Below are 22322 nucleotides of genomic sequence, written 5' to 3' on the forward strand. Positions count from 1 at the left end.
GAAATGAAAGAAAACGGAATCCGCTTCAGGCGGAACCGCTGACCAGCCCTTGCGCCTTGGCGCGCTCGAAACAGCGACCGAGCACCTCGCGGCGCTCGTCGTTGCTCATCAGGCCCCAGCGGGTGATCTCGGCCGCCGTGCGCTGGCAGCCGATGCAGATGTCCTGCTCGTCCAGCGCGCAGACATGCACGCAGGGCGAAGCCACCGGTCGCTCGTTCACGCCGGGTCCTCGACGAGGTCGCGGGCGTAACGGCGGGCATTGTGCACATAGTGGGCGGCGCTGGCCTCGAGCATCTTCTTCTGCGGCTCGCTCAGCTCGCGCACTACCTTGCCCGGCGAGCCCATCACCAGCGAGCCGTCGGGAATCTCCTTGCCCTCGGGAATCAGCGCGTTGGCGCCGATGATGCAGTACTTGCCGATCTTCGCCCCATTGAGGATCACCGCGTTGATCCCCACCAGGCTGTAGTCGCCCACGCTGCAACCATGCAGCATGGCGTTGTGGCCGACGGTGACGCCCTTGCCGAGGGTCAGCGGATAGCCCATGTCGGTGTGCATCACCGAGCCGTCCTGGACGTTGCTGTGCTCGCCGATATGGATCAGCTCGTTGTCGCCGCGCAGCACCGCGCCAAACCAGACGCTGGCGCCGGCATCCAGGCGAACCTTGCCGATCACCGCTGCGCTGGGCGCGATCCAGCTGTCGGGATGGGTTTCGACGCGGGCATCGCCCAGGCGGTATTTCATCGCGATCTCCTCATGGCCGGGGTCTGCGCCCCGTCGGTCAACTCAGTTTGATGAACGAAGCCGGCGGCGTGTGCAGGTCGATGGGGTCGTCGTACAGCAGGTTGACCAGCTCCACCACCATGATGGCCGTCAGGCCCCAGATCTTGAACTCGCCGAAGCGATAGCTGGGCACGTACCAGCTGCGGCCGAAGTAGTCGATACGGTGGGTGACCTCGCGCGGGTCGTCGCGAAAGAAACTCAGCGGCACGTTGAACACCGCGGCGATCTCGCCGTCGTTGGGCTGGTACTCGACGAAGTCGGGAATGAAGGCGACATAGGGAGTGACCTCGATACCATGCCGCGAGACCAGGGTGCTCAGCGGCCCGACCACTTCCACCAGGCCCGGCGGCAAGGCGATCTCCTCCTCCGCCTCGCGCAGGGCGGTGCGCACCAGGTCGGCGTCTTCCGGGTCGCGCCGCCCGCCGGGGAAGGCGACCTCGCCGCCATGGGTAGACAAACCGGCGGCGCGCAGGGTCAGCACCAGCTCCGGATCGTCGCTGCGGGTGATGGGCACCAGCACGGCCGCTTGGGGGAAGCGCTGGTCGGTATCCAGTTGGCGGGGGCGGTGCGCCTCGATGCGTTGGCGCAGCTCGTCGAGCGTGCAGTTCATACTGCCGGGGTTTCCGAGGTCTTGTCGTTTCCCCGAGATCATGGCACGAAAGCCCCGGCCAGCCCACCCCTCCCGCACGGGGCCTTGTCGCCTCCCGGCCAGCCGAGCAAGATAGGCCTTTCCCCGAAGAAGAACCTGGCATGAAATTCTGCAGCCTGTGCGGCGCCACGGTGGTCCAGCGCATCCCGGACGGCGACAACCGCCTGCGCTACGTCTGCGACGCCTGCCACACCGTGCACTACCAGAACCCGCGTATCGTCGCCGGCAGCCTGCCGGTGTGGGACGGCCAGGTCCTGCTCTGCCGTCGCGCCATTGCGCCGCGCCTGGGCTACTGGACGCTGCCGGCCGGCTTCATGGAGAACGGCGAGACCCTCGCCCAGGCGGCGGCCCGCGAGACAGAGGAAGAAGCCAACGCGCGGATCGGCGACCTGCAGCTCTATACCCTTTTCGACCTGCCGCACATCAGCCAGGTCTACCTGTTCTTCCGCGCCGAGCTGCTCGACCTGGATTTCTCCGCCGGCGATGAAAGCCTGGAGGTGCGGCTTTTCGACGAAGCGGAGATTCCCTGGTCGGAGCTGGCTTTTCCGACCATCGGCCGTACCTTAGAATGCTACTTCAGCGACCGCCGCGAAGGCTGCTTCCCGGTGCGCAACGAAGCCATTGCACCTATGCTGGCTTCCTATAAGAAAGACTGAACGCCAAACACTCGAACACCGCCGCCGTTGCGGCTCAAGGGAACATCGGGGATTTCACTTCCATGCGCTGGTTGCTTGCTTTGCTGTGCTTGACCTTCGCCAGTCTGACCCAGGCCAATGCCGCGCCGAGCCTGGAAGGCAAGGTGGACAAGGTCCTGGTGCTCAAGTCCGAGCGAAAACTGCTGCTCCTCAACAAAGGCAACGTCCTGAAAAGCTACCGTGTCTCGCTGGGCAAGCGCCCGACCGGCCCGAAGCTGGCCGAAGGCGACAACCGCACCCCGGAAGGCTTCTACTGGATCGACTGGCGCAAGACCAGCAACAACTACAACCTCTCCATGCACATTTCCTACCCCAACGCCCGCGACGTGGCCAAGGCCCGGGAAAAGGGCCTGCCGGCCGGTGGCATGATCATGATCCACGGCACCCCGCTGGATGACGAATACCCGGAGTGGTACTTCTCCACCCTGGACTGGACCAATGGCTGTATCGCCATGAACAATACCGACATGCGCGAAGTCTGGAGCGTGGTGAAAGACGGCACGCTGATCGAGATCCGCCCCTGACAGAACCAGGCTGATACCACTCGTCAGCCGTCAGCCACACCAGGAACGCCGCCGCGAGATTTTCCGGCGGCGTTTTCTTTTATCCGTCAAACCCTTGCATCCCTTACTCAGGCCAAGTCAATCGACGGGACGGCTGGCTGACGCGTGCGCGACGAACAACTGGCATTGACGTGGTATTCAAGTGGTATTAGTTTTCCCAGCATTACCGGGCGACAACAACACAATCCGCATCGGAACCTCTCATGAAGACAGCCCACGACCTGCTCCTGGCCCTGCGTCCCGACGAGGCGCAACCCACCCCCCTCTATCTGCAGCTGGCGCGCAATCTCGAGAGCGCGATCCATGCCGGCCAGTGGAAAGCGGAGGAAGCGCTGCCCTCCGAACGCAACCTCAGCGAAACCCTGAACATTTCCCGCGTCACCGCGCGCAAGGCCCTCGAAGTACTCTTCGAGCAGGGGCTGATCCGCCGCAACCAGGGCTCCGGCACCTTCATTACGCCGCGTCTCGAACAACCGCTGTCGCGTCTCTCCAGCTTCAGCGAGATGCTCCGCCTGAAAGGCTTCACCCCCGGCTCCACCTGGCTGGAGCGCGGCATCGCCCTGCCCACCCACGACGAACTGATCCGCCTCGGCCTCTCGCCGACCGAGAAGGTCGCGCGCATGAAGCGCCTGCGCAAGGCCGACGGCACGGTGATGGCGATCGAGAACAGCACCCTGCCGGCACGCCTGCTGCCGGATCCGACGGCGGTCGGCGATTCCCTCTACGAATACCTGGACGGCATCGGTCGCCCGGTGGTCCGCGCCCTCCAGCACGTGCGCGCGATCAACGCCTCCGCGTCCGATGCCGCGCTGGTCGGCATCGCGCCGGGCACCGCGATGCTGCTGATGACCCGGATCGGCTACCTCGAGGACAACACCCCGATAGAGCTGACCGACACCTACTGCCGCAACGACTACTACGACTTCGTCGCCGAACTGCGACGCTGACCGACACGGAGCCGCCATGCTCGAAGGCAACATCCTCACCCCGCAAGGCTGGATCCTCGGCCGCCTGCACATCCAGGACGGGCGTATCCAGCGGATCGAAGGCGAGCCCTGCGATCCGGCCAGCAACGCCGATCCGTACCTGCTGCCAGGCTTCATCGACCTGCATGTGCACGGCGGCGGCGGCCGCGACATCATGGAAGGCGGCGACGCCTTCGCCACCATCGCCCGCACCCACCGGCGCTTCGGCACGACCTCGCTGCTGGCCACCACCATGACTGCACCGCGCGAGGAGATCGCCGACATCCTCAGCCAGCTCGGCGATTACTGCCGCCGCTCGCTGGAGGGCGGTTCACGGATACTCGGCGTGCACCTGGAAGGCCCCTACATCAACTCCGGCAAGCTCGGCGCGCAGCCCAACTTCGCCCATGCCGCGGTGCTCGAGGAAGTCGAGGACTACCTGCGCCGCGCGCCGATCCGGGTAATCACCATCGCCCCCGAGATCGCCGGACACCGGCCGCTGATCCGCGCCCTCGCCGAGCGCGGCGTACGCCTGCAGATCGGCCATACCCTGGGCAGCTACGAGGATGGCGTGGCCGCACTGGAAGCCGGCGCCAGCAGCTTCACCCACCTCTACAACGCGATGACCGGCCTGCACCACCGCGAACCGGGTATCGTCGGCGCGGCCCTGGCCCACGCACGCTACGCCGAGCTGATCCCCGACCTGCTGCATGTCCATCCCGGCGCCATCAGGGTGGCCCTGCGTTCGATCCCGTGCCTGTACTGCGTGACCGACTCCACCGCCGCCGCCGGCATGCCCGACGGCCAGTACAAGCTCGGCAGCCACACGGTGACCAAGTGCCTGGGCGGCGTGCGCCTGCCCGACGGCACCCTGGCCGGCAGCACCCTGACCATGGACCAGGCGCTGCGCAACCTGGTGAAGATCGGCCTGCCCCTGGCCGAAGCCTCGCAACGCCTTTCGCAATTCCCCGCCGATTACCTCGGCCTCGCCGAGCGCGGCCGCCTGGCGCCCGCAGCCTGGGCCGATGTGGTGCGCCTGGATCGCTCCCTGGAACTCGACGCCGTGATGGTGGAAGGAGAACTCGAATGACTTCGCTGATGCTCGAGGAAGCGCTCTCCGCCGCCGCGGTGGCGAGCCGTCAACTGGCCGTGCTCGACGCCTGCCTGCCGGCGCTTGGCCAGCGTCTGCGGGAGGTCGATCCGAACCTGGCACTGACTGTCGCGCGCGGCAGCTCCGACCATGCCGCCAGCTACTTCGCCTACCTGGCCATGCAGCACGCCGGCTTGCCGGTGGCCTCGCTGCCCATGTCGGTAGTGACCCTGAACCGCTCGCCACTGCGTGTCGCCGGGCAGGCCGTCTTCGCTTTCTCGCAGTCCGGGCAGAGCCCCGATCTCGTGGACAGCCTGCGCATCCTGCGCGAACGCGGCGCCCTGGGCATCGCCCTGGTGAATGCCGAGGATTCGCCGCTGGAAGCCGCCAGCGAATTCGTCGTGCCGCTCTGCGCCGGCGCCGAGCGCAGCGTCGCAGCGACCAAGAGCTTCATCGCCACGCTCAGCGCCAGCGCCCGCCTGCTCGCCCACTGGCAGCGCGACAATGCCCTGCTGGCCGCAGGCCAGGGCCTGGCGGCCGGGCTGGAGCAGGCCGCCAGGCTCGACTGGTCGCCGGCCATCGAGGCCCTGCGCGACTGCCAGCGGCTGATGGTGATCGGTCGCGGCGCCGGCTACGCCATCGCCCAGGAGGCCGCGCTGAAATTCAAGGAAACCTCGGCGATCCAGGCCGAGGCCTTCAGCAGCGCCGAGGTCCGCCATGGACCGATGGCGCTGGTCGAGGAGCGCTATCCGCTGCTGGTGTTCGCTCCCCGCGGCCCGGAGCAGGAAGGCCTGCTGGCGATCGCCGAGGATATGCGCCAGCGCGGTGCGCAGGTATTGCTCGCCGCCCCGGACGACATCGCCGAACGCGACCTGCCGCTGCAGCGCGCCGCGCATCCGGCGCTCGATCCGATCCTGGCGATCCAGAGTTTCTACGTCATGGCCGCCGGCCTGGCCGAAGCCCGCGGCATGGACCCGGACCAGCCACGGCACCTGAGCAAAGTCACCCGAACCCACTGAGCCTGAGCGCGCGCCCATGAACAACAAGAATCTCGCCCTCAAAGCGCCCCTGAGCGGCCCCGTGATGCCGCTCAACCGAGTACCCGACCCGGTGTTTTCCAGCGGCACCCTGGGCGAAGGCATCGCCATCGACCCACTCAACGACTGCCTGCACGCGCCCTGCGCCGGGCTGGTCAGCCACCTGGCGCGAACCCGCCACGCGCTCAGCCTGCGCGCCGACAACGGTGCCGAGTTGCTGCTGCACGTCGGCCTCGACACCGTACAGCTGCAAGGCGAGGGCTTCGAAGCGCTGGTCGAGGAAGGTGCGCGGGTGATCGAGGGCCAGCCGCTGCTGCGCTTCGACCTGGACCGCGTCGCCCGCGGCAGCCGCAGTCTGATCACGGTGATGATCCTGACCAACGGCGACGGCTTCCAGGTACGCCCGCTGACCACCAACCCGGTGGAGGTCGGCGCGCCGCTCCTGCAACTGAGTCCGGAGAAGGCCGAGCAACGTCCGGCCAATCCCGCGCCTGGCGAAGGCTCCGCGCAGCGCCAGGTTCGCGGGCGGGCGCGGGTCGCCCATCATGGCGGTCTGCACGCACGCCCGGCAGCGCTGCTACGCAAGACCGCGCAGGGCTTTTCCAGCCAGGCCGAACTGCACTTCGCCGGGCAAGTGGCCAGCGTCGACAGCCTGGTCGGTATCATGGGCCTGGGGGTCGCCGAACAGGACGAGGTAGAGGTGATCTGTCGCGGCGAAGACAGCGAGGCGGCCCTCGGCGCCCTGCTCGCGGCCCTCGCCAGCGCCACCGCGGGGGCTCCGAAGGAGGCTCCGCGCGCCATCGCCCCGGGCGAGGCGGCGCGACCTGCGGCTGTCGCCGGTACCCTGGCCGGCGTCTGCGCTTCGCCCGGCCTGGCCAGCGGTCCCCTGGCGCGGCTCGGCGCCATCAGCCTGCCGGCGGATGACGGCCGGCATCGTCCCGAGGAACAGCACCTCGCCCTGGACCAGGCCCTGCAACGGGTGCGCGACGACGTACAGGGGAGCCTGCAGCAGGCCAGGCTGGGCGGCGACGAGAACGAAGCGGCGATCTTTTCCGCGCATCTCGCGCTGCTGGAAGACCCGGGTCTGCTGGACGCCGCCGACATGCTGATCGACCAGGGCGTCGGCGCCGCCCACGCCTGGCACCGGGCGATCCAGGCCCAGTGCGAGATTCTCCAGGCGCTGGGCAACCTGCTGCTGGCCGAGCGCGCCAACGACCTGCGCGACCTGGAAAAACGCGTGCTGCGGGTACTGCTCGGCGACACCGCGCCGTTGCGGGTGCCTGCTGGCGCCATCGTCGCCGCCCGGGAGATCACCCCCTCCGACCTCGCGCCGCTGGTGGATGCCGGCGCGGCTGGCCTGTGCATGGCCGAAGGCGGCGCCACCTCCCACGTGGCCATCCTCGCCCGCAGCAAAGGCCTGCCGTGCCTGGTGGCGCTCGGCGCCGGGCTGCTGGAGCTGGAGGAAGGCCGGCAGGTGGTGCTGGACGCCGGCCAGGGCCGGCTGGAACTCAGCCCCGACGCTCGACGCCTGGAGCAGGTCGCCTTGCAAGTGGCGCAGCGCGAGGAACAACGCCGCCGCCAGCAGGCCGATGCGCAGCGCGAGGCGCTCACCCGCGACGGCCGGCGCATCGAGATCGGCGCCAACGTCGCCTCGCCGCGCGAGGCCGCCGAAGCCTTCGCCAACGGCGCCGACGGGGTCGGCCTGCTACGCACCGAGTTTCTCTTTCTCGAGCGCCGCGCCGCGCCCGACGAAGAGGAGCAGCGCAACGCCTACCAGGAGGTTCTGGACGCCATGGGCCAGCGCAAGGTGATCATCCGCACCATCGATGTCGGCGGCGACAAGCACCTCGACTACCTGCCGCTGCCGGTGGAAGAAAACCCTGCGCTGGGCCTGCGCGGCATCCGCCTCGGCCAGGCGCGCCCGGAACTGCTCGACCAGCAGTTGCGCGCGCTGCTCAGGGTCGAACCGCTGGAACGCTGCCGGATACTGCTGCCGATGGTCAGCGAGGTCGACGAACTGCGCGCCATCCGTGGCCGCCTCGGCGAGCTGGCCACGCAATTGGGGATCGAGCGCCTGCCCGAACTCGGGGTGATGATCGAGGTGCCCTCCGCCGCCCTGCTCGCCGATCAACTGGCCGAACACGCCGACTTCCTCTCCATCGGCACCAACGACCTGTCGCAGTATGCCCTGGCCATGGACCGTTGCCACGCCGGCCTGGCCGACCGCATCGACGCCCTGCACCCGGCGCTGCTGCGACTGATCGCCCAGACCTGCGCCGGAGCAGCCCGCCACGGCCGCTGGGTCGGCGTCTGCGGTGCGCTGGCCTCGGACCCGCTGGCGACACCGGTACTGGTCGGCCTCGGGGTCGAGGAATTGTCCGTCGGGCCGAACCTGGTCGGCGAGATCAAGACCCGGGTGCGCCAGCTCGACGCCGCCGAATGCCGCCGCCACGCCCAGGCGCTGCTGGACCTGGGCAGCGCCCGGGCGGTGCGCGACGCCTGCCTGCAACACTGGCCGCTGGCCTGACAAGAACAATCGGAGACCACCGCCATGCCCCCGTTCCTGATCGAAAGCCTGCAACGCCTGGGCCGCGCCCTGATGCTGCCGATCGCGATCCTGCCGATCGCCGGCCTGCTGCTGCGCCTGGGCGACGTCGACCTGCTCGACATTCCGCTGGTCCACGACGCCGGCAAGGCGATCTTCGCCAACCTGGCGCTGATCTTCGCCATCGGCATCGCCGTCGGTTTCGCTCGCGACAACAACGGCACCGCCGGCCTGGCCGGCGCCATCGGCTACCTGGTGATGATCTCGGTGCTCAAGGTGATCGATCCGGGCATCGACATGGGCGTGCTCTCCGGCATCATCAGCGGCCTGGTGGCTGGCGCCCTGTATAACCGCTTCAAGGACGTGAAGCTGCCGGAATACCTGGCGTTCTTCGGCGGCCGCCGCTTCGTGCCGATCGCCACCGGGATCAGCGCGGTCTGCCTGGGCCTGCTGTTCGGGGTGATCTGGCCACCGCTGCAACAGGGCATCAACGGCCTCGGCCAACTCATGCTGGAAAGCGGCAGCTTCGGCGCCTTCGCCTTCGGCGTGCTGAACCGCCTGCTGATCGTCACTGGGTTGCACCACATCCTCAACAACCTGGTGTGGTTCGTCTTCGGCAGCTTCACCGACCCGGAAACCGGGCGCGTCGTCACCGGCGACCTGGCGCGTTATTTCGCCGGCGACCCGAAGGGCGGCCAGTTCATGGCCGGGATGTTCCCGGTGATGATGTTCGGCCTGCCCGCCGCCTGCCTGGCGATGTACCGCAACGCCCGTCCGGAGCGGCGCAAGCTGATCGGCGGGCTGCTCCTGTCGATGGCCTTGACCGCCTTCCTCACCGGCGTCACCGAGCCGGTGGAGTTCGCCTTCATGTTCCTCGCGCCGCTGCTCTACCTGCTGCATGCGCTGCTCACCGGCCTGTCCATGGCCCTCACCGACCTGCTCGACATCCGCCTCGGCTTCACCTTCTCCGGTGGCGCCATCGACCTCGCCCTGGGCTGGGGCCGCTCCACCCACGGCTGGATGCTCTGGCCGCTGGGCCTGCTCTATGCCGGCATCTATTACCTGGTGTTCGACTTCTGCATCCGCCGCTTCAACCTGAAGACCCCGGGCCGCGAAGACGACGCGAGCAGCGAATCGGGCGACAACGCCGAAGCCGAGCGCGCCCCGGCATTCATCCGCGCCTTGGGTGGCGCAGCCAACCTCGAAGTGGTGGACGCCTGCACCACGCGCCTGCGTCTGCGCCTGGTCGACCGCGACAAGGCCTCGGACGCCCAGCTCAAGGCCCTCGGTGCGATGGCCGTGGTACGTCCGGGCAAGGCCGGCAGCCTGCAGGTGGTGGTCGGCCCACAGGCCGACAGCATCGCCGACGAGATCCGCCGCGCCCTGCCCTTCGATACGCAACCGGGCGAAGCCGTACCGCCGCTGGGCAGTCCGCACACAGCCGAAGAGGTGGTGGCGATGCAGGCCACCGTCGACGCCGCCGAAGCCCAGGCCTGGCTCGGCGCCCTCGGCGGCGCCGGCAACCTGCGCGAGGTACGGGACGTCGCACTGACCCGCCTGCGGGTCAGCGTGGCGGACGAACGCAAGCTGGCCACCGAGCAACTGCGTCGTCTCGGCGGACAGGGCGTCAGTTCCCTCGCCGGCGGCATCTGCCATATCCTGGTGGGCCCCCGCGCCGCGGCCCTGAGCCAGGCCCTGCAACCGCTGCTGCGGCGCTGACGGCAGGAGGGCTGGACCCCGGCCAATCGGCGGATAACCGCCAAGCGGTTATCCGCCCTACGCCACAGCTCCCACGCTCGGGTTCGATAATCGCGAGACGGTTGTTCGCGCCACGCCACAGCCCCGGGTCGGGCTCTCCCCGTGAGGCGGATAACGAAAAAGGCGGCCACTGGCCGCCCTTCTTGCTTGTCCGAGGAAAACTCAGAAGACCATGTCGGTCAGGCGCCAGACCTCGTAGGCCGGGGTCTCATAGGGATGCGCCGCCTTCAGCGCCTTGACGCTGGCGTGGATGAGCTCGTCGGCCACCACCAGCTCCACTTTCCACTCCGCCACGTGCTCGACCTGGCCGACCTGGCCCAGGTAGGGTTGGCTACCGTCCAGGGGCCGGAACTGGCCCTGGCCAAGGGACTGCCAGCAGCAACTGTCGTACGCCCCGATGCGCCCGCCACCCGCGGCAAACACCGCTTGCTTGACGACATCCAGATGGCTCTCAGGCACATAGAAACACAGCTTGTACATCGTTTTCTCCGCACGAATCGAATGCTGCACGAGGCGGTCGGTGGTTGTGCGACTGCCGACGCCAAATAATGGCACTTTGCCTTGACATGATGAATATTTGACGCTGTCTTTACGACAGATAAGCGCAACATTTGTTCGCCCGTCACAACACCTTCGTGCGGGCGTTCACAGATTTACGTTCAGCCGCGGAAACGCCGCCACCTGGCCTTCAGCCCGGAGGCGGAAGGCGCATGGCTACCGTCGCAATACGGCAGGTCGGCAGAGCGCCCGCAGCGGCACAACAGCAACAGGCGCTCGCGGGTCGCGTGGAGCGTCAGGCCGTTGCGGCAGTCGGCGGGACAGTCGGGAAGCGAAGCCGAAGCCCCGCAGGTACAGAGCCGCAAGGTGTCGCCGGGAGAGACCCGGCGAACCTCGGGAAGAAGGTCGGGCGACGAGCTGGAGTCCGCATCGCCCGCCATGCCGGATCAGTCCACCCAGACCCGGGCGTTGCGGAACATGCGCAGCCAGCCGCCGTCTTCCTGCCAGTCGTCCGGACGCCAGGAATTCTGCACGGCGCGGAACACCCGCTCGGGGTGCGGCATCATGATGGTGACCCGGCCGTCGCGGCTGCTCAGCCCGGTGATGCCGCGCGGCGACCCGTTGGGGTTGGCCGGGTAGGCTTCGGTGACCTTGCCGTGGTTGTCGACGAAACGCAGCGACACGCAGCCGGAAAGGTCGGCCTCGAGCAACGCTTCCTCCGACTCGAACTCCGCATGGCCTTCGCCATGGGCGATGGCGATCGGCAGGCGCGAACCGGCCATGCCCTGCAGGAAGATCGACGACGACTCCTGCACCTGGACCATCGCCACCCGCGCCTCGAACTGCTCGGAACGGTTGCGCACGAAGTGCGGCCAGAACTCGGTGCCGGGAATCAGCTCGTGCAGGTTGGACATCATCTGGCAGCCGTTGCAGACGCCGAGGGCGAAGCTGTCCTTGCGCGCGAAGAAGGCCTGGAAGCCGTCGCGGGCGCGGGCGTTGAAGAGGATCGACTTGGCCCAGCCCTCGCCGGCGCCGAGCACGTCGCCGTAGGAGAAGCCACCGCAGGCCACCAGGCCCTTGAAGGCGTCCAGGTCGACCCGCCCGGCGAGGATGTCGCTCATGTGCACGTCGATCGCGGCGAAGCCGGCGCGGTCGAACGCCGCGGCCATCTCCACCTGGCCGTTGACGCCCTGCTCGCGGAGGATCGCCACTTTCGGCCGCACGCCCTTCTTGATGTAGGGCGCGGCGATGTCATCGTTGACGTCGTAGCTGAGCTTGATCGACAGCCCGGGGTTGTCTTCGTCCAGCAACGCGTCGAACTCCTGCTCGGCGCAGTCGGCGTTGTCGCGCAGACGCTGGATCTGGTAGCTGGTCTCGCTCCAGATGCGTTGCAGGATGCGGCGCTGGGCGCTGTAGACGGTCTCGCCGTTGTAGTTCAGGTTGATCTCGTAGCCGTTGACCGGCTGGCCGATCACCGCCACGCAGTCGTCGAGACCGGCGGCGCTGAACTGCGCGAGGACTTCCGGAGTGGCGCCCTCGCGAACCTGGATCACCGCGCCCAGTTCCTCGCTGAACAACACGGCCGCCAGCTCTTCGCGGCTATCGGCCAGGGCATCGAGGTTCAGCTCGACGCCGCAGTGACCGGCGAAGGCCATCTCCAGCACGCTGGTGATCAGGCCGCCGTCGGAACGGTCGTGGTAGGCGAGGATATGGCCGTCGGCATTGAGCCCCTGGATCACCGCGAAGAAGGCTTTCAGGTCCTCGGCGTCGTCGACGTCCGGCACGGCGCGGCCGAGCTTGCCGTGGACCTGGGCCAGGATCGAGCCGCCGAGACGGTTCTTGCCGCGGCCGAGATCGATCAGGATCAGGTCGGTCTCGCCCTTGTCCAGGCGCAGTTGCGGGGTCAGGCTCTGGCGCACGTCGGCGACCGGAGCGAAGCCGGTGACGATCAGCGAGACCGGAGAAGTGACGCTCTTGTCCTCGCCATTGTCCTGCCAGCGGGTCTTCATGGACATCGAGTCCTTGCCCACCGGGATGGTGATGCCCAGTTCCGGACACAGTTCCATGCCCACGGCCTTGACCGTGTCATACAGGCGCGCGTCCTCGCCGGGGTGGCCGGCGGCGGCCATCCAGTTGGCGGAAAGCTTGATGTCGGACAGCTTGCCGATACGCGCGGCAGCCAGGTTGGTGACCGTCTCGCCGATGGCCATGCGTCCGGAAGCCGGGGCGTCCAGCAGCGCCAGCGGGGTGCGCTCGCCCATCGCCATGGCCTCGCCGGTGTAGACGTCGAAGCTGGTGGCGGTGACGGCGCAGTCGGCCACCGGCACCTGCCAGGGCCCGACCATCTGGTCGCGGGCCACCAGCCCGGTGATGGTGCGGTCGCCGATGGTGATCAGGAAGCTCTTGCTGGCCACGGCGGGATGGCGCAGGACGCGCTCGACGCTTTCCTGCAGCTCCAGCCCGGCGGCGTCGAAATCGTCACCCAGCTCGGCCTCGCGGGTGACCGCGCGGTGCATGCGCGGCGCCTTGCCGAGCAGGACTTCCAGCGGCATGTCCACCGGCTTGTTGTCGAAATGGCTGTCGGCGACGGTCAGCTGGCGCTGCTCGATGGCCTCGCCGACCACCGCGAACGGGCAGCGCTCGCGCTCGCAGATGGCCTTGAAGGTCTCGAAGTCGGCGGCGTCCACCGACAGCACGTAGCGCTCCTGCGACTCGTTGCACCAGATTTCCAGCGGGCTCATGCCCGGCTCGTCGTTGGGCACCGCGCGCAGCTCGAAGCGACCGCCGCGGCCGCCGTCGTTGATCAGTTCCGGCAGGGCGTTGGACAGGCCGCCGGCACCGACGTCATGGATGAAGCTGATCGGGTTGCGCTCGCCGAGCTGCCAGCAGCGGTCGATCACTTCCTGGCAACGTCGCTCCATTTCCGGGTTGTCGCGCTGCACCGAGGCGAAGTCGAGGTCGGCGGAGCTGGCGCCGGTGGCCATCGAAGAGGCGGCGCCGCCGCCCAGGCCGATCAGCATGGCCGGGCCGCCAAGGACGATGAGCTTGGCGCCGACGCTGATCTCGCCCTTCTGCACGTGTTCGTCGCGAATGTTGCCCATGCCGCCGGCGAGCATGATCGGCTTGTGGTAGCCGCGCACTTCCTCGCCGTGAGGGGTAGCGATCTTCTGCTCGAAGGTACGGAAGTAGCCGGTCAGCGCCGGACGGCCGAACTCGTTGTTGAACGCGGCGCCGCCCAGCGGGCCCTCGACCATGATGTCCAGCGCGGTGACGATGCGCTCGGGCTTGCCGTAGGGCACTTCCCAGGGCTGTTCGAAACCGGGGATCTGCAGGTTGGACACGGTGAAGCCGGTCAGGCCGGCCTTCGGCTTGGCGCCGCGGCCGGTGGCGCCCTCGTCGCGGATCTCGCCGCCGGAACCGGTGGAGGCACCGGGGAACGGCGCGATGGCGGTCGGGTGGTTGTGGGTCTCCACCTTCATCAGGATCTGCACCGGCTCGCGGCTGGCGGCGTATTCGCGGGTCTGCGGATCGGGGAAGAAACGCCCGGCGACATGGCCGACGATGACCGCGGCGTTGTCCTTGTATGCGGACAGCACGCCTTCGCGGTTCATCTCGTAGGTGTTCTTGATCATGCCGAACAGGCTCTTGTCCTGGGCCTGCCCGTCGATGTCCCAACTGGCATTGAAGATCTTGTGCCGGCAATGCTCGGAGTTGGCCTGGGCGAACATCATCAGCTCGACGTCGTGCGGGTTGCGCCCCAGTTCGCCGAAGCTCTTCAGCAGGTAGTCGATCTCGTCCTCGGCCAGGGCCAGGCCCAGCTCGACGTTGGCCTTCTCCAGCGCGGCGCGACCGCCGCCAAGCACGTCGACGGCGGTGAGCGGGCGGGGCTGCGCATGGCTGAACAGCTCGGCGGCGCCTTCCAGGCGGTCCAGCACCAGTTGGGTCATGCGGTCATGCAGGCGGGCGGCGACCTGTTGGGCGTCGCTCTCAGACAGTTCGCCCTGCACATAGTAGGCAATGCCGCGCTCCAGCCGGTCGATCTTCGCCAGGCCGCAGTTGCGGGCGATGTCGGAGGCCTTGCTCGACCACGGCGAGATGGTGCCGAAGCGCGGCACCACCAGGAACAGCCGGCCGCTGGGCTCCTGCACCGGCACGCTCGGGCCGTATTTCAGCAGCCGCGCCAGCACCTGCTCCTCGTCGGCGGTGAGCGCGCCGGTGACGTCGGCGAAATGCGCGAACTCAGCGTACAGCCCGGTAACGGCAGGTACGTGCTGGGTCAGTTGCTCGAGCAGTTTGCCGTGGCGGAAAGCGGAAAGGGCGGGAGCGCCGCGCAGGATCAGCATTGTCGGAACAGCCTCTGGAGACGGGAAGGTGTGGGGGCCGGCCGGGCCGGCCCGCAGAGGCCGTGCATTCTACCGTAAAGCACCGTCCGGCGGCACCCGCGCCGATGGCTATCGCATAGCCCTCCATCGGATCCGCGGCGGCCCGCTTCGAAGCACTTCGAGAACGGCGCCGCAGCGCTCTGCGACGGGGCAAGCGAAACGGCGGACGAACGGTATCCCGGCGATAGCAGAGAAGGTCCCGGCTGTCGAGATATGGCGCCGTCTCGCCTTTGCGTATACTGCGCCGATGTTTGCCCTGACCGCGTACCGCTTACGTTGCGCCGCCTGGCTGTTGGCGACCGGCATCTTTCTGCTGCTTGCGGGCTGTAGCGAGGCGAAAGCCCCTACCGCCCTGGAGCGCGTGCAGAAGGAGGGCGTACTGCGCGTGATCACCCGCAACAGCCCGGCCACCTACTTCCAGGACCGCAACGGCGAAACCGGCTTCGAATACGAACTGGCCAAGCGCTTCGCCGAGCGTCTCGGCGTCGAGCTGAAGATCGAGACCGCCGACAACCTCGACGACCTCTATGCCCAGCTTTCCCGCGAGGGCGGCCCGGCGCTCGCCGCGGCCGGCCTGACCCCGGGACGCGAAGACGACGCCAGCGTGCGCTACTCGCACACCTACCTCGACGTCACCCCGCAGATAATCTACCGCAACGGCCAGCAGCGCCCGACCCGCCCGGAAGACCTGGTCGGCAAGCGCATCATGGTGCTCAAGGGCAGCAGCCACGCGGAGCAGCTCGCCGAGCTGAAGAAGCAGTATCCCGAACTGAAGTACGAAGAATCCGATGCTGTCGAAGTGGTCGACCTGTTGCGCATGGTCGACGTCGGCGACATCGACCTGACCCTGGTCGACTCCAACGAACTGGCGATGAACCAGGTGTACTTCCCCAACGTCCGCGTCGCCTTCGACTTCGGCGAAGCCCGCGGGCTGGCCTGGGCCTTGCCGGGGGGCGACGACAGCCTGATGAACGAGGTCAACGCGTTCCTCGACCAGGCCAAGAAGGAAGGGCTGCTGCAACGCCTGAAGGACCGTTACTACGGGCATGTCGACGTACTCGGCTACGTCGGCGCCTACACCTTCGCCCAGCACCTGCAGCAACGCCTGCCGCGCTACGAAAGCCACTTCAAGCAGAGCGGCAAGCAGTTGGATACCGACTGGCGCCTGCTCGCCGCCATCGGCTACCAGGAATCGCTGTGGCAGCCCGGCGCCACCTCCAAGACCGGCGTGCGCGGCCTGATGATGCTGACCAACCGCACCGCCCAGGCGATGGGGGTGTCCAACCGGCTCGACCCGAAGCAGAGCATCCAGGGCGGCAGCAAGTATTTCGTGCAGATCCGCAGCGAACTGCCCGAGAGCATCAAGGAACCGGACCGCAGCTGGTTCGCCCTGGCCGCCTACAACATCGGCGGCGCGCACCTGGAAGACGCGCGCAAGATGGCCGAGAAGGAAGGCCTCAACCCGAACAAGTGGCTGGACGTGAAGAAGATGCTGCCGCGCCTGGCGCAGAAGCAGTGGTACGCCAAGACCCGCTACGGCTATGCGCGCGGCGGCGAGACCGTGCACTTCGTACAGAACGTGCGGCGCTACTACGACATCCTCACCTGGGTGACCCAGCCGCAGATGGAAGGCAGCCAGATCGCCGAGAGCGGGTTGCACCTGCCCGGCGTGAACAAGACGCGCCCGGAAGAAGACAGCGGCGACGAGAAACTCTAGCCGCCCCCTCCCCTCAGGATTCTCCGTCGCTTGCCAGCCAGGCGGCGTGCTCGCGCACATCGGTCGGCCAGCCGGCGATCCGCTCGGCGAAGCCCTCGCGATCCCCGGCGAACAGCGCCCGCGTCGCCTCCTCGAAGCCCGGCAGGTCGCCGGCCATCGCATTCATGAAATGGTAGGCGCGCTCTTGCGCCTGCCGCGCACGCCCGGACTGGCTGCGGCGCGCCTCCTCGACCAGCTTGCGCAGCGCCACCGAGGCGCCCCCGGGCTGCGCGGCGAGCCATTCCCAGTGGCGCGGCAGCAAGGTCACCTCGCGCGCCACCACGCCCAGCTTCGGCCGCCCGCGCCCGCGCGGCGCGGCCTCCTCCGCCGGTTGCCGCTCGCCTGCGCCGACCAGGCGCGCCAGCAGGTCCTCGCGGGAACCGCGGATATCGAGATCGACGGAGCGCCCAGTGGCATTGTCGAACACCAGCAGCGGCCCGGCAGCACCGCCGGCGACCGCTTGCTTCAAGGCCAGCGCAACCTCCGGCAGCGCCGCCGTCAGCAGCCGGCGCGTGCCGTCGAAGCAGGTGAAGGATCGGATGTATGGATCATTGGCCATGACAGGCTCCCATGGATAGTACGCCCGAATAATACCCGGATATAAATAGAGCGACAATATTATCCGGATAAAATAAATCCCATGAAAAAGGCCGCCTAATGGCGGCCTCTTCCGGCAGCGATGACCTACCAGCCGGCCGGCAGCAGGTTCATGGCGCTGCAAATGGCGTAGGCGGCGCTGGCCAGGTAGATCGTCACGATCACCGCCTGGATCGCCGGATGGGCGATCCAGCCGCATTTCCAGGCCGGCTCGAAGTCGCCGTTCCTGCGCGCCGAGCGCAGCATCAGGATTGGCATGATCGAGAGAATCACCCCGCTGAAGGCCCCGGCGAAGTACAGCGCGTTGACGAAGCCGACCAGCCCGCTGTAGGCCAGGACGAACGGCGGCAGTGCGACGATCGCCAGCACCAGCAGGCGGGTCTTCGGCCGGTTCTCCGGACCGAGCTTGTGGAACTTGTCGAAGATGTTGGTCAGGAAGCTACCGCCCAGGCCCCAGTAGGACGTCAGCATGGCGCACAGGGCGAAGGTGTTGGCGGTGAAGAAGGCCCATTCGCCGAGCGCCTTGCCCCAGGCCAGGGTGGCGACTTCGGACTGGTTCTCCAGGCCGGTCAGGGCGATCACCGAGAGCGGCACGATGCTGAGCAGGACGAAGGTGGTCAGCATCCCGGTGATCACCGCCTTCGGCAGGCGCTCCGGGGCGTGGCTGAAACCACGGGCCATCTCCGGGACGATGTACTGGGCGGAGAAGCAGAACACCGCGATGTTGAATACCGGGACCATGTAGATCCAGTCGCCTTCGAGCAGGCGAGCGAACTCGGTATTGTCGTTGAGCAGGGTGGCCGCCACCAGGATCAGGATCATGCTGACCATGCCGATGCTGATGAACTTCTCGCCCTTGCCGATGGCGCTCAGTCCCAGATACAGCACGCCGGCGGCCGGAATGAAGAACAGCACGCTGCCCAGGGCCGGGCTGATGCCGAAGAAGGCGCTGAGGATCTTGCCGCTGCCGCTCATGTAGGCGATCAGCGCGCCGATGCTGTTGACCGCCACGGACAGGAAGATCGCCCAGGCGCCGAAGGAGCCGACATAGCGCTGGGCAAGGCCACTCAACTGGTTGTGGGTGCGCGTGCGCAGGGCGGTTTCCGAGACGTAGAGCATGGAAATGGTGGTGAACAGGCCGGCCACCGCCAGCCAGAGCAGCAATGGCATGAAGCCGGCCTTGCGGCTGGCGTAGGCCATGGACAGCACGCCTGCGCCGATGTTGGTTCCGACGATCATCGCCACCGCCTCGAGGAACGTCAGGCGCTTGACCTCCAGTCCCGAGGAATCGACGGCTTCCGCCCCGGCGTGATCCTGATACTGCTGGACCCGGGTATCACTCATGACAACAACTCCCTGCATTTCGAATTGGCATTGTGCGGGAGGCGGCCAGGACCGCCGTACCGATGGCCTTCTTCGAGGACAATGCAGGGCCGGGAATCGCGGACGCCTCCGGACCGGCCGCGCTTTTCGGCTGCGCGGTCCGGCGGGGGTATCCGCAGGCGGGCTCGCTCTCACCTGAAGCCATTGCCTGCGGGCCGCTTGCTCAAGCGGCCGTGCAAAATATCACACAATTCGACGGAGGAAGCGCGCGGCGACTACGACTTTACGCCTATGCCGATCGTCCGAAATATCCGGATAAATAATTGATGCAGATGGCTTTTGAAGGAGAGAAAGGCGCCATGGCGTGCTTTAACGTTTCAGCCGGAGCGTTCGAAAAGAGAAACATCCGTCAGTCTTCGCGAGGCTTCTTCGCCGCTTCGCGCCGCGCGCGGAAGAACGCCGAGAGCGCCTGGCTGCATTCTTCCGCCAGCACGCCGCCCTCGACCATGACCCTATGGTTGAGATGCTCCTGCTCGAAGAATCGCCCACGGCTTTCCACTGCGCCCGACTTGGGCTCGACCGTGCCGTACACCAGGCGCTGGATGCGTGCGTGCACCAGCAGTCCGGAACACATGCTGCAGGGTTCCAGGGTCACATACAGGGTGCTGCCTGGCAGCCGGTAGTTGCCCGCCTCCGCCGCTGCCATGCGGATCGCCAGCATTTCGGCGTGGGCACTGGGATCGTGGCTGCTGATCGGCCGGTTGAAGCCCCGCCCGATGATCTCGCCCTCGCGCACCAGGACCGCGCCCACCGGCACTTCGCCGAGGGCCGCGGCCTTTTCCGCCTCTGCCAGGGCCTCGCGCATGAAATGCGGGTCCCGGCTGCGATCGATGATCGGACGCACACCTTTTACCGTCGGGTAGCCCTTGCCGTTGCTGATCAGCTTAGTCACCCGCACCAGGCCTCGCCGACCGCGATGGTCCCCATCAGGCCGGTCTCCATATGGTCGATGACGTGGCAGTGGAACATCCACAGGCCCGGATTGTCCGCCACCAGCGCGACGCGGGCGGTCTCGTTCTTGCCCAGCAGGTAGGTGTCGGTGAAGTACGGGATGATCTCCCGGCGATCCGAATCCAGTACCTTGAAGGCCATCCCATGCAGGTGGATCGGGTGCTGGTACTGCGCCATGTTGCGCAGCTCGAAGATGTAGCTCTGGCCTTCCTTGAGCTTGGCCAGCGGCGGCGCGTTGTGCTTGTGCTCCTCGCCGCCTTCCCAGGCCTTGCCGTTGATCTGCCAGAACGACGGATAGGGATTCTTGCCGCTGGTATCGGACATCGCCCCGACCCACTCGAAACGGAAACCGATCTTCTCGGCATTGGCCAGGTCCGGTTCGCTCACCGGATTCGCCGGCAACGGCTTCGGCCAGTCGCCGGCAGGAGCCTCGGCGCTGGCCACACTGCGGATCGTCGCCAGGCGTACCGGCCCGTCGCGCAGGGACAGCTCGGTGCCCGCTTCCGGCACCTTCAGCGCCAGCTCCAGGCGCATCCCGGGGCCGATCCAGTACTGCCCCTCGAATCCGCGCGGTTCCACCGGATGGCCATCGATGGCATAGATCCTCGCCTCGCCGTTGGGCAGGTTGAGACGGTAGGTGACGGTGTTGTCGACGTTCAGCAGGCGCACCCGGACGATCTGCCCGGCCGGCAGGTCGATGGTCGGCACATGCTTGCCGTTGATCGTCGAATAGCGCCCGCGGGTGCCTTCTCGCGCGGCCTGGCGCGGCACGCTGAAGGGGGTGAAGGCGCCCTGCTCGTCCACGTGCCAGGTCTTCAGGCAGAGAACCTTCTCGTGGCGGAACCCGGTGGGTTCGCGCTCCTCGATGATCAGCGGGCCGACCAGTCCGCGGCCGAGCTGCTCGCTGCTCATCAGGTGCGGGTGGTACCAGTAGCTGCCGGCGTCCTGGGTCTTGAACTGGTAGATGAAGCTCTCGCCCGGCTGCACCGGCGGCTGGGAAATGTACGGTACGCCGTCCATCTCGATCGGTAGGCGGATGCCGTGCCAGTGGATGGTGGTCGGTTCGTCCAGCCTGTTGGTGAAGCGCACCCGCAGCCACTCGCCCTGCTTCGCCCGCAACTCCACGCCGGGGCACTGGCCGCCATAGGCCAGCGCCGGACTGCTGAAGCCCGGGACGATCTCCAGATCCAGCGGCGCGGCGATCAGTTCGTAGTCGTACTCCTGCGCCACCTGCGGACGCGCCAGCCAGAGGCGCGCGCCGCCGGCGCCGAGGCCGACTACCGCCAGCCCGGCGAGGCCGCCGAGCACTTGTCTACGGGTAAATGTCATGGAGCCTTCACCTTCGCGGGTACTGCGGCTGGGAAATGATAGATTTTCTCATTTCCACGCCCGCAAGGCGAGTTCTCGCTCGGAACAAATACACTCCCGCTGACCTGCAGCAAGCAAAAGAGCTCCCCAGCGCCAGCGGCGGATCGCTGGTCGCGGACTGCGCTCAGGCTACCTTCACGATGCGCTTGCCGAAGTTCTCGCCATTCAACAGGCCGACCAGAGCCGCCGGCAGGCTTTCCAGCCCGTAGAGCACATCCTCGTATACCTTGATCTGCCCGGAGTCGACCCATGCCTTGAGATCGGAGAGCGCCCGCTCTCTGCTCTCGAGAAAATCGCCAAGAAGGAATCCGCGCAACGTCAGGCGCTTGATGATGAGCAGCCCGGGGATCCCGGCAGGACCGGCGGCGGGTCGGTCCAGGTCGTATTGCGAAATCGCGCCGCAACAGGCGACCCGTCCATGCTCCGCCATGTTCGGCAGGCAGGCATCGAGGATTGCACCGCCAGTGTTGTCGAAATACGCGTCGATCCCGTCCGGACAGGTCCGCCGCAAGTCATCGGCCAGCGTCCCCGTCTTGTAGTCGAGTGCCGCGTCGAAACCCAGTTCACGAACCAGCCAGGCGCATTTGCTGGCGCCTCCCGCAATGCCGACGGTACGGCAGCCCCTGATCCTGGCGATCTGCCCGACGATAGAGCCGACGGCACCGGCGGCGGCAGACACTGCCAGCGTTTCGCCCTGCACCGGCCTGGCGCATTCGAGAAGGCCGAAATAGGCCGTCAGGCCTGCTACGCCGTAGACGCTGAGCAGATGCGTGAGGGGCTCCAGGCGCGGCAGCCTGATGAGCCCGGCCGCCGGCACGACCGCGAAAGTCTGCCAGCCGGTCTCGGCACAGACCAGGTCGCCGGGCTGGAACGACGCCGAGCGCGATTCCACCACCTCGGCCAGCCCCAACCCCGCCATCACCTCCCCGGCCACGAGGCCGGGGCGATAGGTCGCGCCTTGCATCCAGGCCCGGCTGGCGGCGTCCAGCGGTATGTACAGGACACGAAGCAACAGCTCACCGTCGGCCGGAACCGGACAACGCACCTCGCGCCCCTGAAAATGCCGGACAGCGAGCGCAGTCCGGGGAAGCTCGCTCAGAACGATCTGACGGTTGATCATCGCTTCTCTCCCGCCGCGAGAGCGAGACTGTCGCTGGCCTCACCGCCGAAAGCGGGAGGCATGTGAAACTGTCTGTCGTGCATGCTGTTCTCCGAGTCGATGGCAACCTGATGCAATCTCATTGTGAGAGAACATCTCCGGACTTAGAATGCAAAAAACTCCTATCTTCTATCGCGATCGTCCAG

General features: G+C 67.2%; 20 protein-coding genes. 9 read left to right on the forward strand and 11 right to left on the reverse strand.

The window, feature by feature from the left end:
- Positions 1–25 precede the first annotated feature (25 nt).
- The 3 genes from HMPREF2581_RS01750 to HMPREF2581_RS01760 are packed head-to-tail and all read right to left on the reverse strand — an operon-like array spanning position 26 to position 1390.
- A complete protein-coding gene (locus tag HMPREF2581_RS01750; RefSeq protein ID WP_003092660.1) occupies positions 26–220 on the reverse strand; it encodes a DUF1289 domain-containing protein in 195 nt (64 codons plus the stop codon).
- Positions 217–741 carry a gamma carbonic anhydrase family protein gene (locus tag HMPREF2581_RS01755; protein ID WP_003092662.1) on the reverse strand — a complete coding sequence of 175 codons (525 nt, stop codon included), beginning with the start codon at positions 739–741 and terminating at the stop codon, positions 217–219. Before HMPREF2581_RS01755 ends, HMPREF2581_RS01750 begins: the two co-directional genes overlap by 4 nt.
- 37 nt (positions 742–778) lie before the next feature.
- Positions 779–1390, reverse strand: coding sequence for a CoA pyrophosphatase (locus HMPREF2581_RS01760; protein ID WP_003092664.1), 612 nt, complete (start codon positions 1388–1390; stop codon positions 779–781).
- A gap of 140 nt (positions 1391–1530) precedes the next feature.
- Between HMPREF2581_RS01760 and HMPREF2581_RS01765 the strand changes: the two genes are divergently transcribed.
- The 7 genes from HMPREF2581_RS01765 to nagE all read left to right on the forward strand — a co-directional run bounded on the left by HMPREF2581_RS01765 (position 1531) and on the right by nagE (position 10043).
- Positions 1531–2085, forward strand: a complete 555-nt coding sequence (locus HMPREF2581_RS01765; RefSeq protein ID WP_003092665.1) for an NUDIX hydrolase — start codon at positions 1531–1533, stop codon at positions 2083–2085.
- Between the two features lie 62 nt (positions 2086–2147).
- Entirely contained in the window at positions 2148–2648 is a 501-nt protein-coding gene (locus HMPREF2581_RS01770; protein WP_003092667.1) for a L,D-transpeptidase family protein, read from the forward strand.
- A gap of 242 nt (positions 2649–2890) precedes the next feature.
- Positions 2891–3634, forward strand: coding sequence for a GntR family transcriptional regulator (locus tag HMPREF2581_RS01775; RefSeq protein ID WP_003092669.1), 744 nt, complete (start codon positions 2891–2893; stop codon positions 3632–3634).
- A 16-nt stretch (positions 3635–3650) separates the two neighbouring features.
- A complete protein-coding gene (gene nagA / locus HMPREF2581_RS01780; protein ID WP_003137924.1) occupies positions 3651–4742 on the forward strand; it encodes an N-acetylglucosamine-6-phosphate deacetylase in 1092 nt (363 codons plus the stop codon).
- A complete protein-coding gene (locus HMPREF2581_RS01785; protein WP_003137922.1) occupies positions 4739–5761 on the forward strand; it encodes an SIS domain-containing protein in 1023 nt (340 codons plus the stop codon). Before nagA ends, HMPREF2581_RS01785 begins: the two co-directional genes overlap by 4 nt.
- Before the next feature lie 16 nt (positions 5762–5777).
- The gene (gene ptsP, locus HMPREF2581_RS01790) at positions 5778–8306 is read left to right on the forward strand and encodes a phosphoenolpyruvate--protein phosphotransferase (protein WP_003137920.1); all 2529 of its coding nucleotides are present in this window, start codon (positions 5778–5780) and stop codon (positions 8304–8306) included.
- 24 nt (positions 8307–8330) lie between these two features.
- Positions 8331–10043 carry an N-acetylglucosamine-specific PTS transporter subunit IIBC gene (nagE, locus tag HMPREF2581_RS01795; protein WP_003104812.1) on the forward strand — a complete coding sequence of 571 codons (1713 nt, stop codon included), beginning with the start codon at positions 8331–8333 and terminating at the stop codon, positions 10041–10043.
- Between the two features lie 201 nt (positions 10044–10244).
- On the opposite strand, the gene HMPREF2581_RS01800 is transcribed toward nagE, so the two are convergent.
- The 3 genes from HMPREF2581_RS01800 to purL form a co-directional block, all read right to left on the reverse strand.
- Positions 10245–10562: a YqfO family protein gene (locus HMPREF2581_RS01800; protein WP_003092679.1), complete on the reverse strand. Its 318-nt coding sequence runs from the start codon at positions 10560–10562 to the stop codon at positions 10245–10247.
- Between the two features lie 179 nt (positions 10563–10741).
- Positions 10742–11020 (reverse strand): CDGSH iron-sulfur domain-containing protein, encoded by a 279-nt coding sequence (locus HMPREF2581_RS31505; RefSeq protein ID WP_003158782.1) that lies wholly within the window; start codon positions 11018–11020, stop codon positions 10742–10744.
- 6 nt (positions 11021–11026) lie between these two features.
- A complete protein-coding gene (gene purL, locus HMPREF2581_RS01805) occupies positions 11027–14923 on the reverse strand; it encodes a phosphoribosylformylglycinamidine synthase (protein ID WP_003137917.1) in 3897 nt (1298 codons plus the stop codon).
- Between the two features lie 286 nt (positions 14924–15209).
- Here purL and mltF point away from each other — a divergent pair, with 286 nt between their 5' ends.
- Positions 15210–16679, forward strand: a complete 1470-nt coding sequence (gene mltF, locus HMPREF2581_RS01810) for a membrane-bound lytic murein transglycosylase MltF (RefSeq protein ID WP_016254283.1) — start codon at positions 15210–15212, stop codon at positions 16677–16679.
- 13 nt (positions 16680–16692) lie between these two features.
- On the opposite strand, the gene HMPREF2581_RS01815 is transcribed toward mltF, so the two are convergent.
- The gene (locus HMPREF2581_RS01815; protein ID WP_003137912.1) at positions 16693–17277 is read right to left on the reverse strand and encodes a DUF2239 family protein; all 585 of its coding nucleotides are present in this window, start codon (positions 17275–17277) and stop codon (positions 16693–16695) included.
- Between the two features lie 125 nt (positions 17278–17402).
- Positions 17403–18659, reverse strand: coding sequence for an aromatic amino acid transport family protein (locus HMPREF2581_RS01820; protein ID WP_003092694.1), 1257 nt, complete (start codon positions 18657–18659; stop codon positions 17403–17405).
- A 62-nt stretch (positions 18660–18721) separates the two neighbouring features.
- On the opposite strand from HMPREF2581_RS01820, the gene HMPREF2581_RS31510 reads away from it, so the two are divergent.
- A complete protein-coding gene (locus tag HMPREF2581_RS31510) occupies positions 18722–18961 on the forward strand; it encodes a hypothetical protein (RefSeq protein WP_152934617.1) in 240 nt (79 codons plus the stop codon).
- Positions 18962–19047: 86 nt separating this feature from the next.
- Here HMPREF2581_RS31510 and tadA read toward each other — a convergent pair whose 3' ends face one another.
- From tadA to HMPREF2581_RS01835, 3 genes are all read right to left on the reverse strand, one after another.
- Positions 19048–19596, reverse strand: coding sequence for a tRNA adenosine(34) deaminase TadA (gene tadA, locus HMPREF2581_RS01825; protein ID WP_003092697.1), 549 nt, complete (start codon positions 19594–19596; stop codon positions 19048–19050).
- On the reverse strand, positions 19587–20978 hold the full coding sequence (locus HMPREF2581_RS01830) for a multicopper oxidase family protein (protein WP_003137910.1): 1392 nt from the start codon (positions 20976–20978) through the stop codon (positions 19587–19589). Before HMPREF2581_RS01830 ends, tadA begins: the two co-directional genes overlap by 10 nt.
- A 163-nt stretch (positions 20979–21141) precedes the next feature.
- The gene (locus tag HMPREF2581_RS01835) at positions 21142–22137 is read right to left on the reverse strand and encodes an NADP-dependent oxidoreductase (RefSeq protein WP_003137908.1); all 996 of its coding nucleotides are present in this window, start codon (positions 22135–22137) and stop codon (positions 21142–21144) included.
- Positions 22138–22322: the final 185 nt, after the last annotated feature.

The organism is Pseudomonas sp. HMSC057H01 (assembly GCF_001836405.1).
GTDB classification, from domain to species: Bacteria; Pseudomonadota; Gammaproteobacteria; order Pseudomonadales; family Pseudomonadaceae; genus Pseudomonas; species Pseudomonas aeruginosa.

Coding starts and splice junctions, on each gene's coding strand:
- mltF (WP_016254283.1), top strand. CDS start 15,210: ATGTTTGCCCTGACCGCGTACCGCTTACGTTGCGCCGCCTGGCTGTTG.
- HMPREF2581_RS31505 (WP_003158782.1), bottom strand. CDS start 11,020: ATGGCGGGCGATGCGGACTCCAGCTCGTCGCCCGACCTTCTTCCCGAG.
- HMPREF2581_RS01820 (WP_003092694.1), bottom strand. CDS start 18,659: ATGAGTGATACCCGGGTCCAGCAGTATCAGGATCACGCCGGGGCGGAA.
- HMPREF2581_RS01775 (WP_003092669.1), top strand. CDS start 2,891: ATGAAGACAGCCCACGACCTGCTCCTGGCCCTGCGTCCCGACGAGGCG.
- HMPREF2581_RS31510 (WP_152934617.1), top strand. CDS start 18,722: ATGGCCTTCTTCGAGGACAATGCAGGGCCGGGAATCGCGGACGCCTCC.
- HMPREF2581_RS01765 (WP_003092665.1), top strand. CDS start 1,531: ATGAAATTCTGCAGCCTGTGCGGCGCCACGGTGGTCCAGCGCATCCCG.
- nagE (WP_003104812.1), top strand. CDS start 8,331: ATGCCCCCGTTCCTGATCGAAAGCCTGCAACGCCTGGGCCGCGCCCTG.
- ptsP (WP_003137920.1), top strand. CDS start 5,778: ATGAACAACAAGAATCTCGCCCTCAAAGCGCCCCTGAGCGGCCCCGTG.
- HMPREF2581_RS01770 (WP_003092667.1), top strand. CDS start 2,148: ATGCGCTGGTTGCTTGCTTTGCTGTGCTTGACCTTCGCCAGTCTGACC.
- HMPREF2581_RS01835 (WP_003137908.1), bottom strand. CDS start 22,137: ATGATCAACCGTCAGATCGTTCTGAGCGAGCTTCCCCGGACTGCGCTC.
- HMPREF2581_RS01800 (WP_003092679.1), bottom strand. CDS start 10,562: ATGTACAAGCTGTGTTTCTATGTGCCTGAGAGCCATCTGGATGTCGTC.
- HMPREF2581_RS01760 (WP_003092664.1), bottom strand. CDS start 1,390: ATGAACTGCACGCTCGACGAGCTGCGCCAACGCATCGAGGCGCACCGC.
- HMPREF2581_RS01830 (WP_003137910.1), bottom strand. CDS start 20,978: ATGACATTTACCCGTAGACAAGTGCTCGGCGGCCTCGCCGGGCTGGCG.
- nagA (WP_003137924.1), top strand. CDS start 3,651: ATGCTCGAAGGCAACATCCTCACCCCGCAAGGCTGGATCCTCGGCCGC.
- HMPREF2581_RS01785 (WP_003137922.1), top strand. CDS start 4,739: ATGACTTCGCTGATGCTCGAGGAAGCGCTCTCCGCCGCCGCGGTGGCG.
- HMPREF2581_RS01815 (WP_003137912.1), bottom strand. CDS start 17,277: ATGGCCAATGATCCATACATCCGATCCTTCACCTGCTTCGACGGCACG.
- HMPREF2581_RS01755 (WP_003092662.1), bottom strand. CDS start 741: ATGAAATACCGCCTGGGCGATGCCCGCGTCGAAACCCATCCCGACAGC.
- purL (WP_003137917.1), bottom strand. CDS start 14,923: ATGCTGATCCTGCGCGGCGCTCCCGCCCTTTCCGCTTTCCGCCACGGC.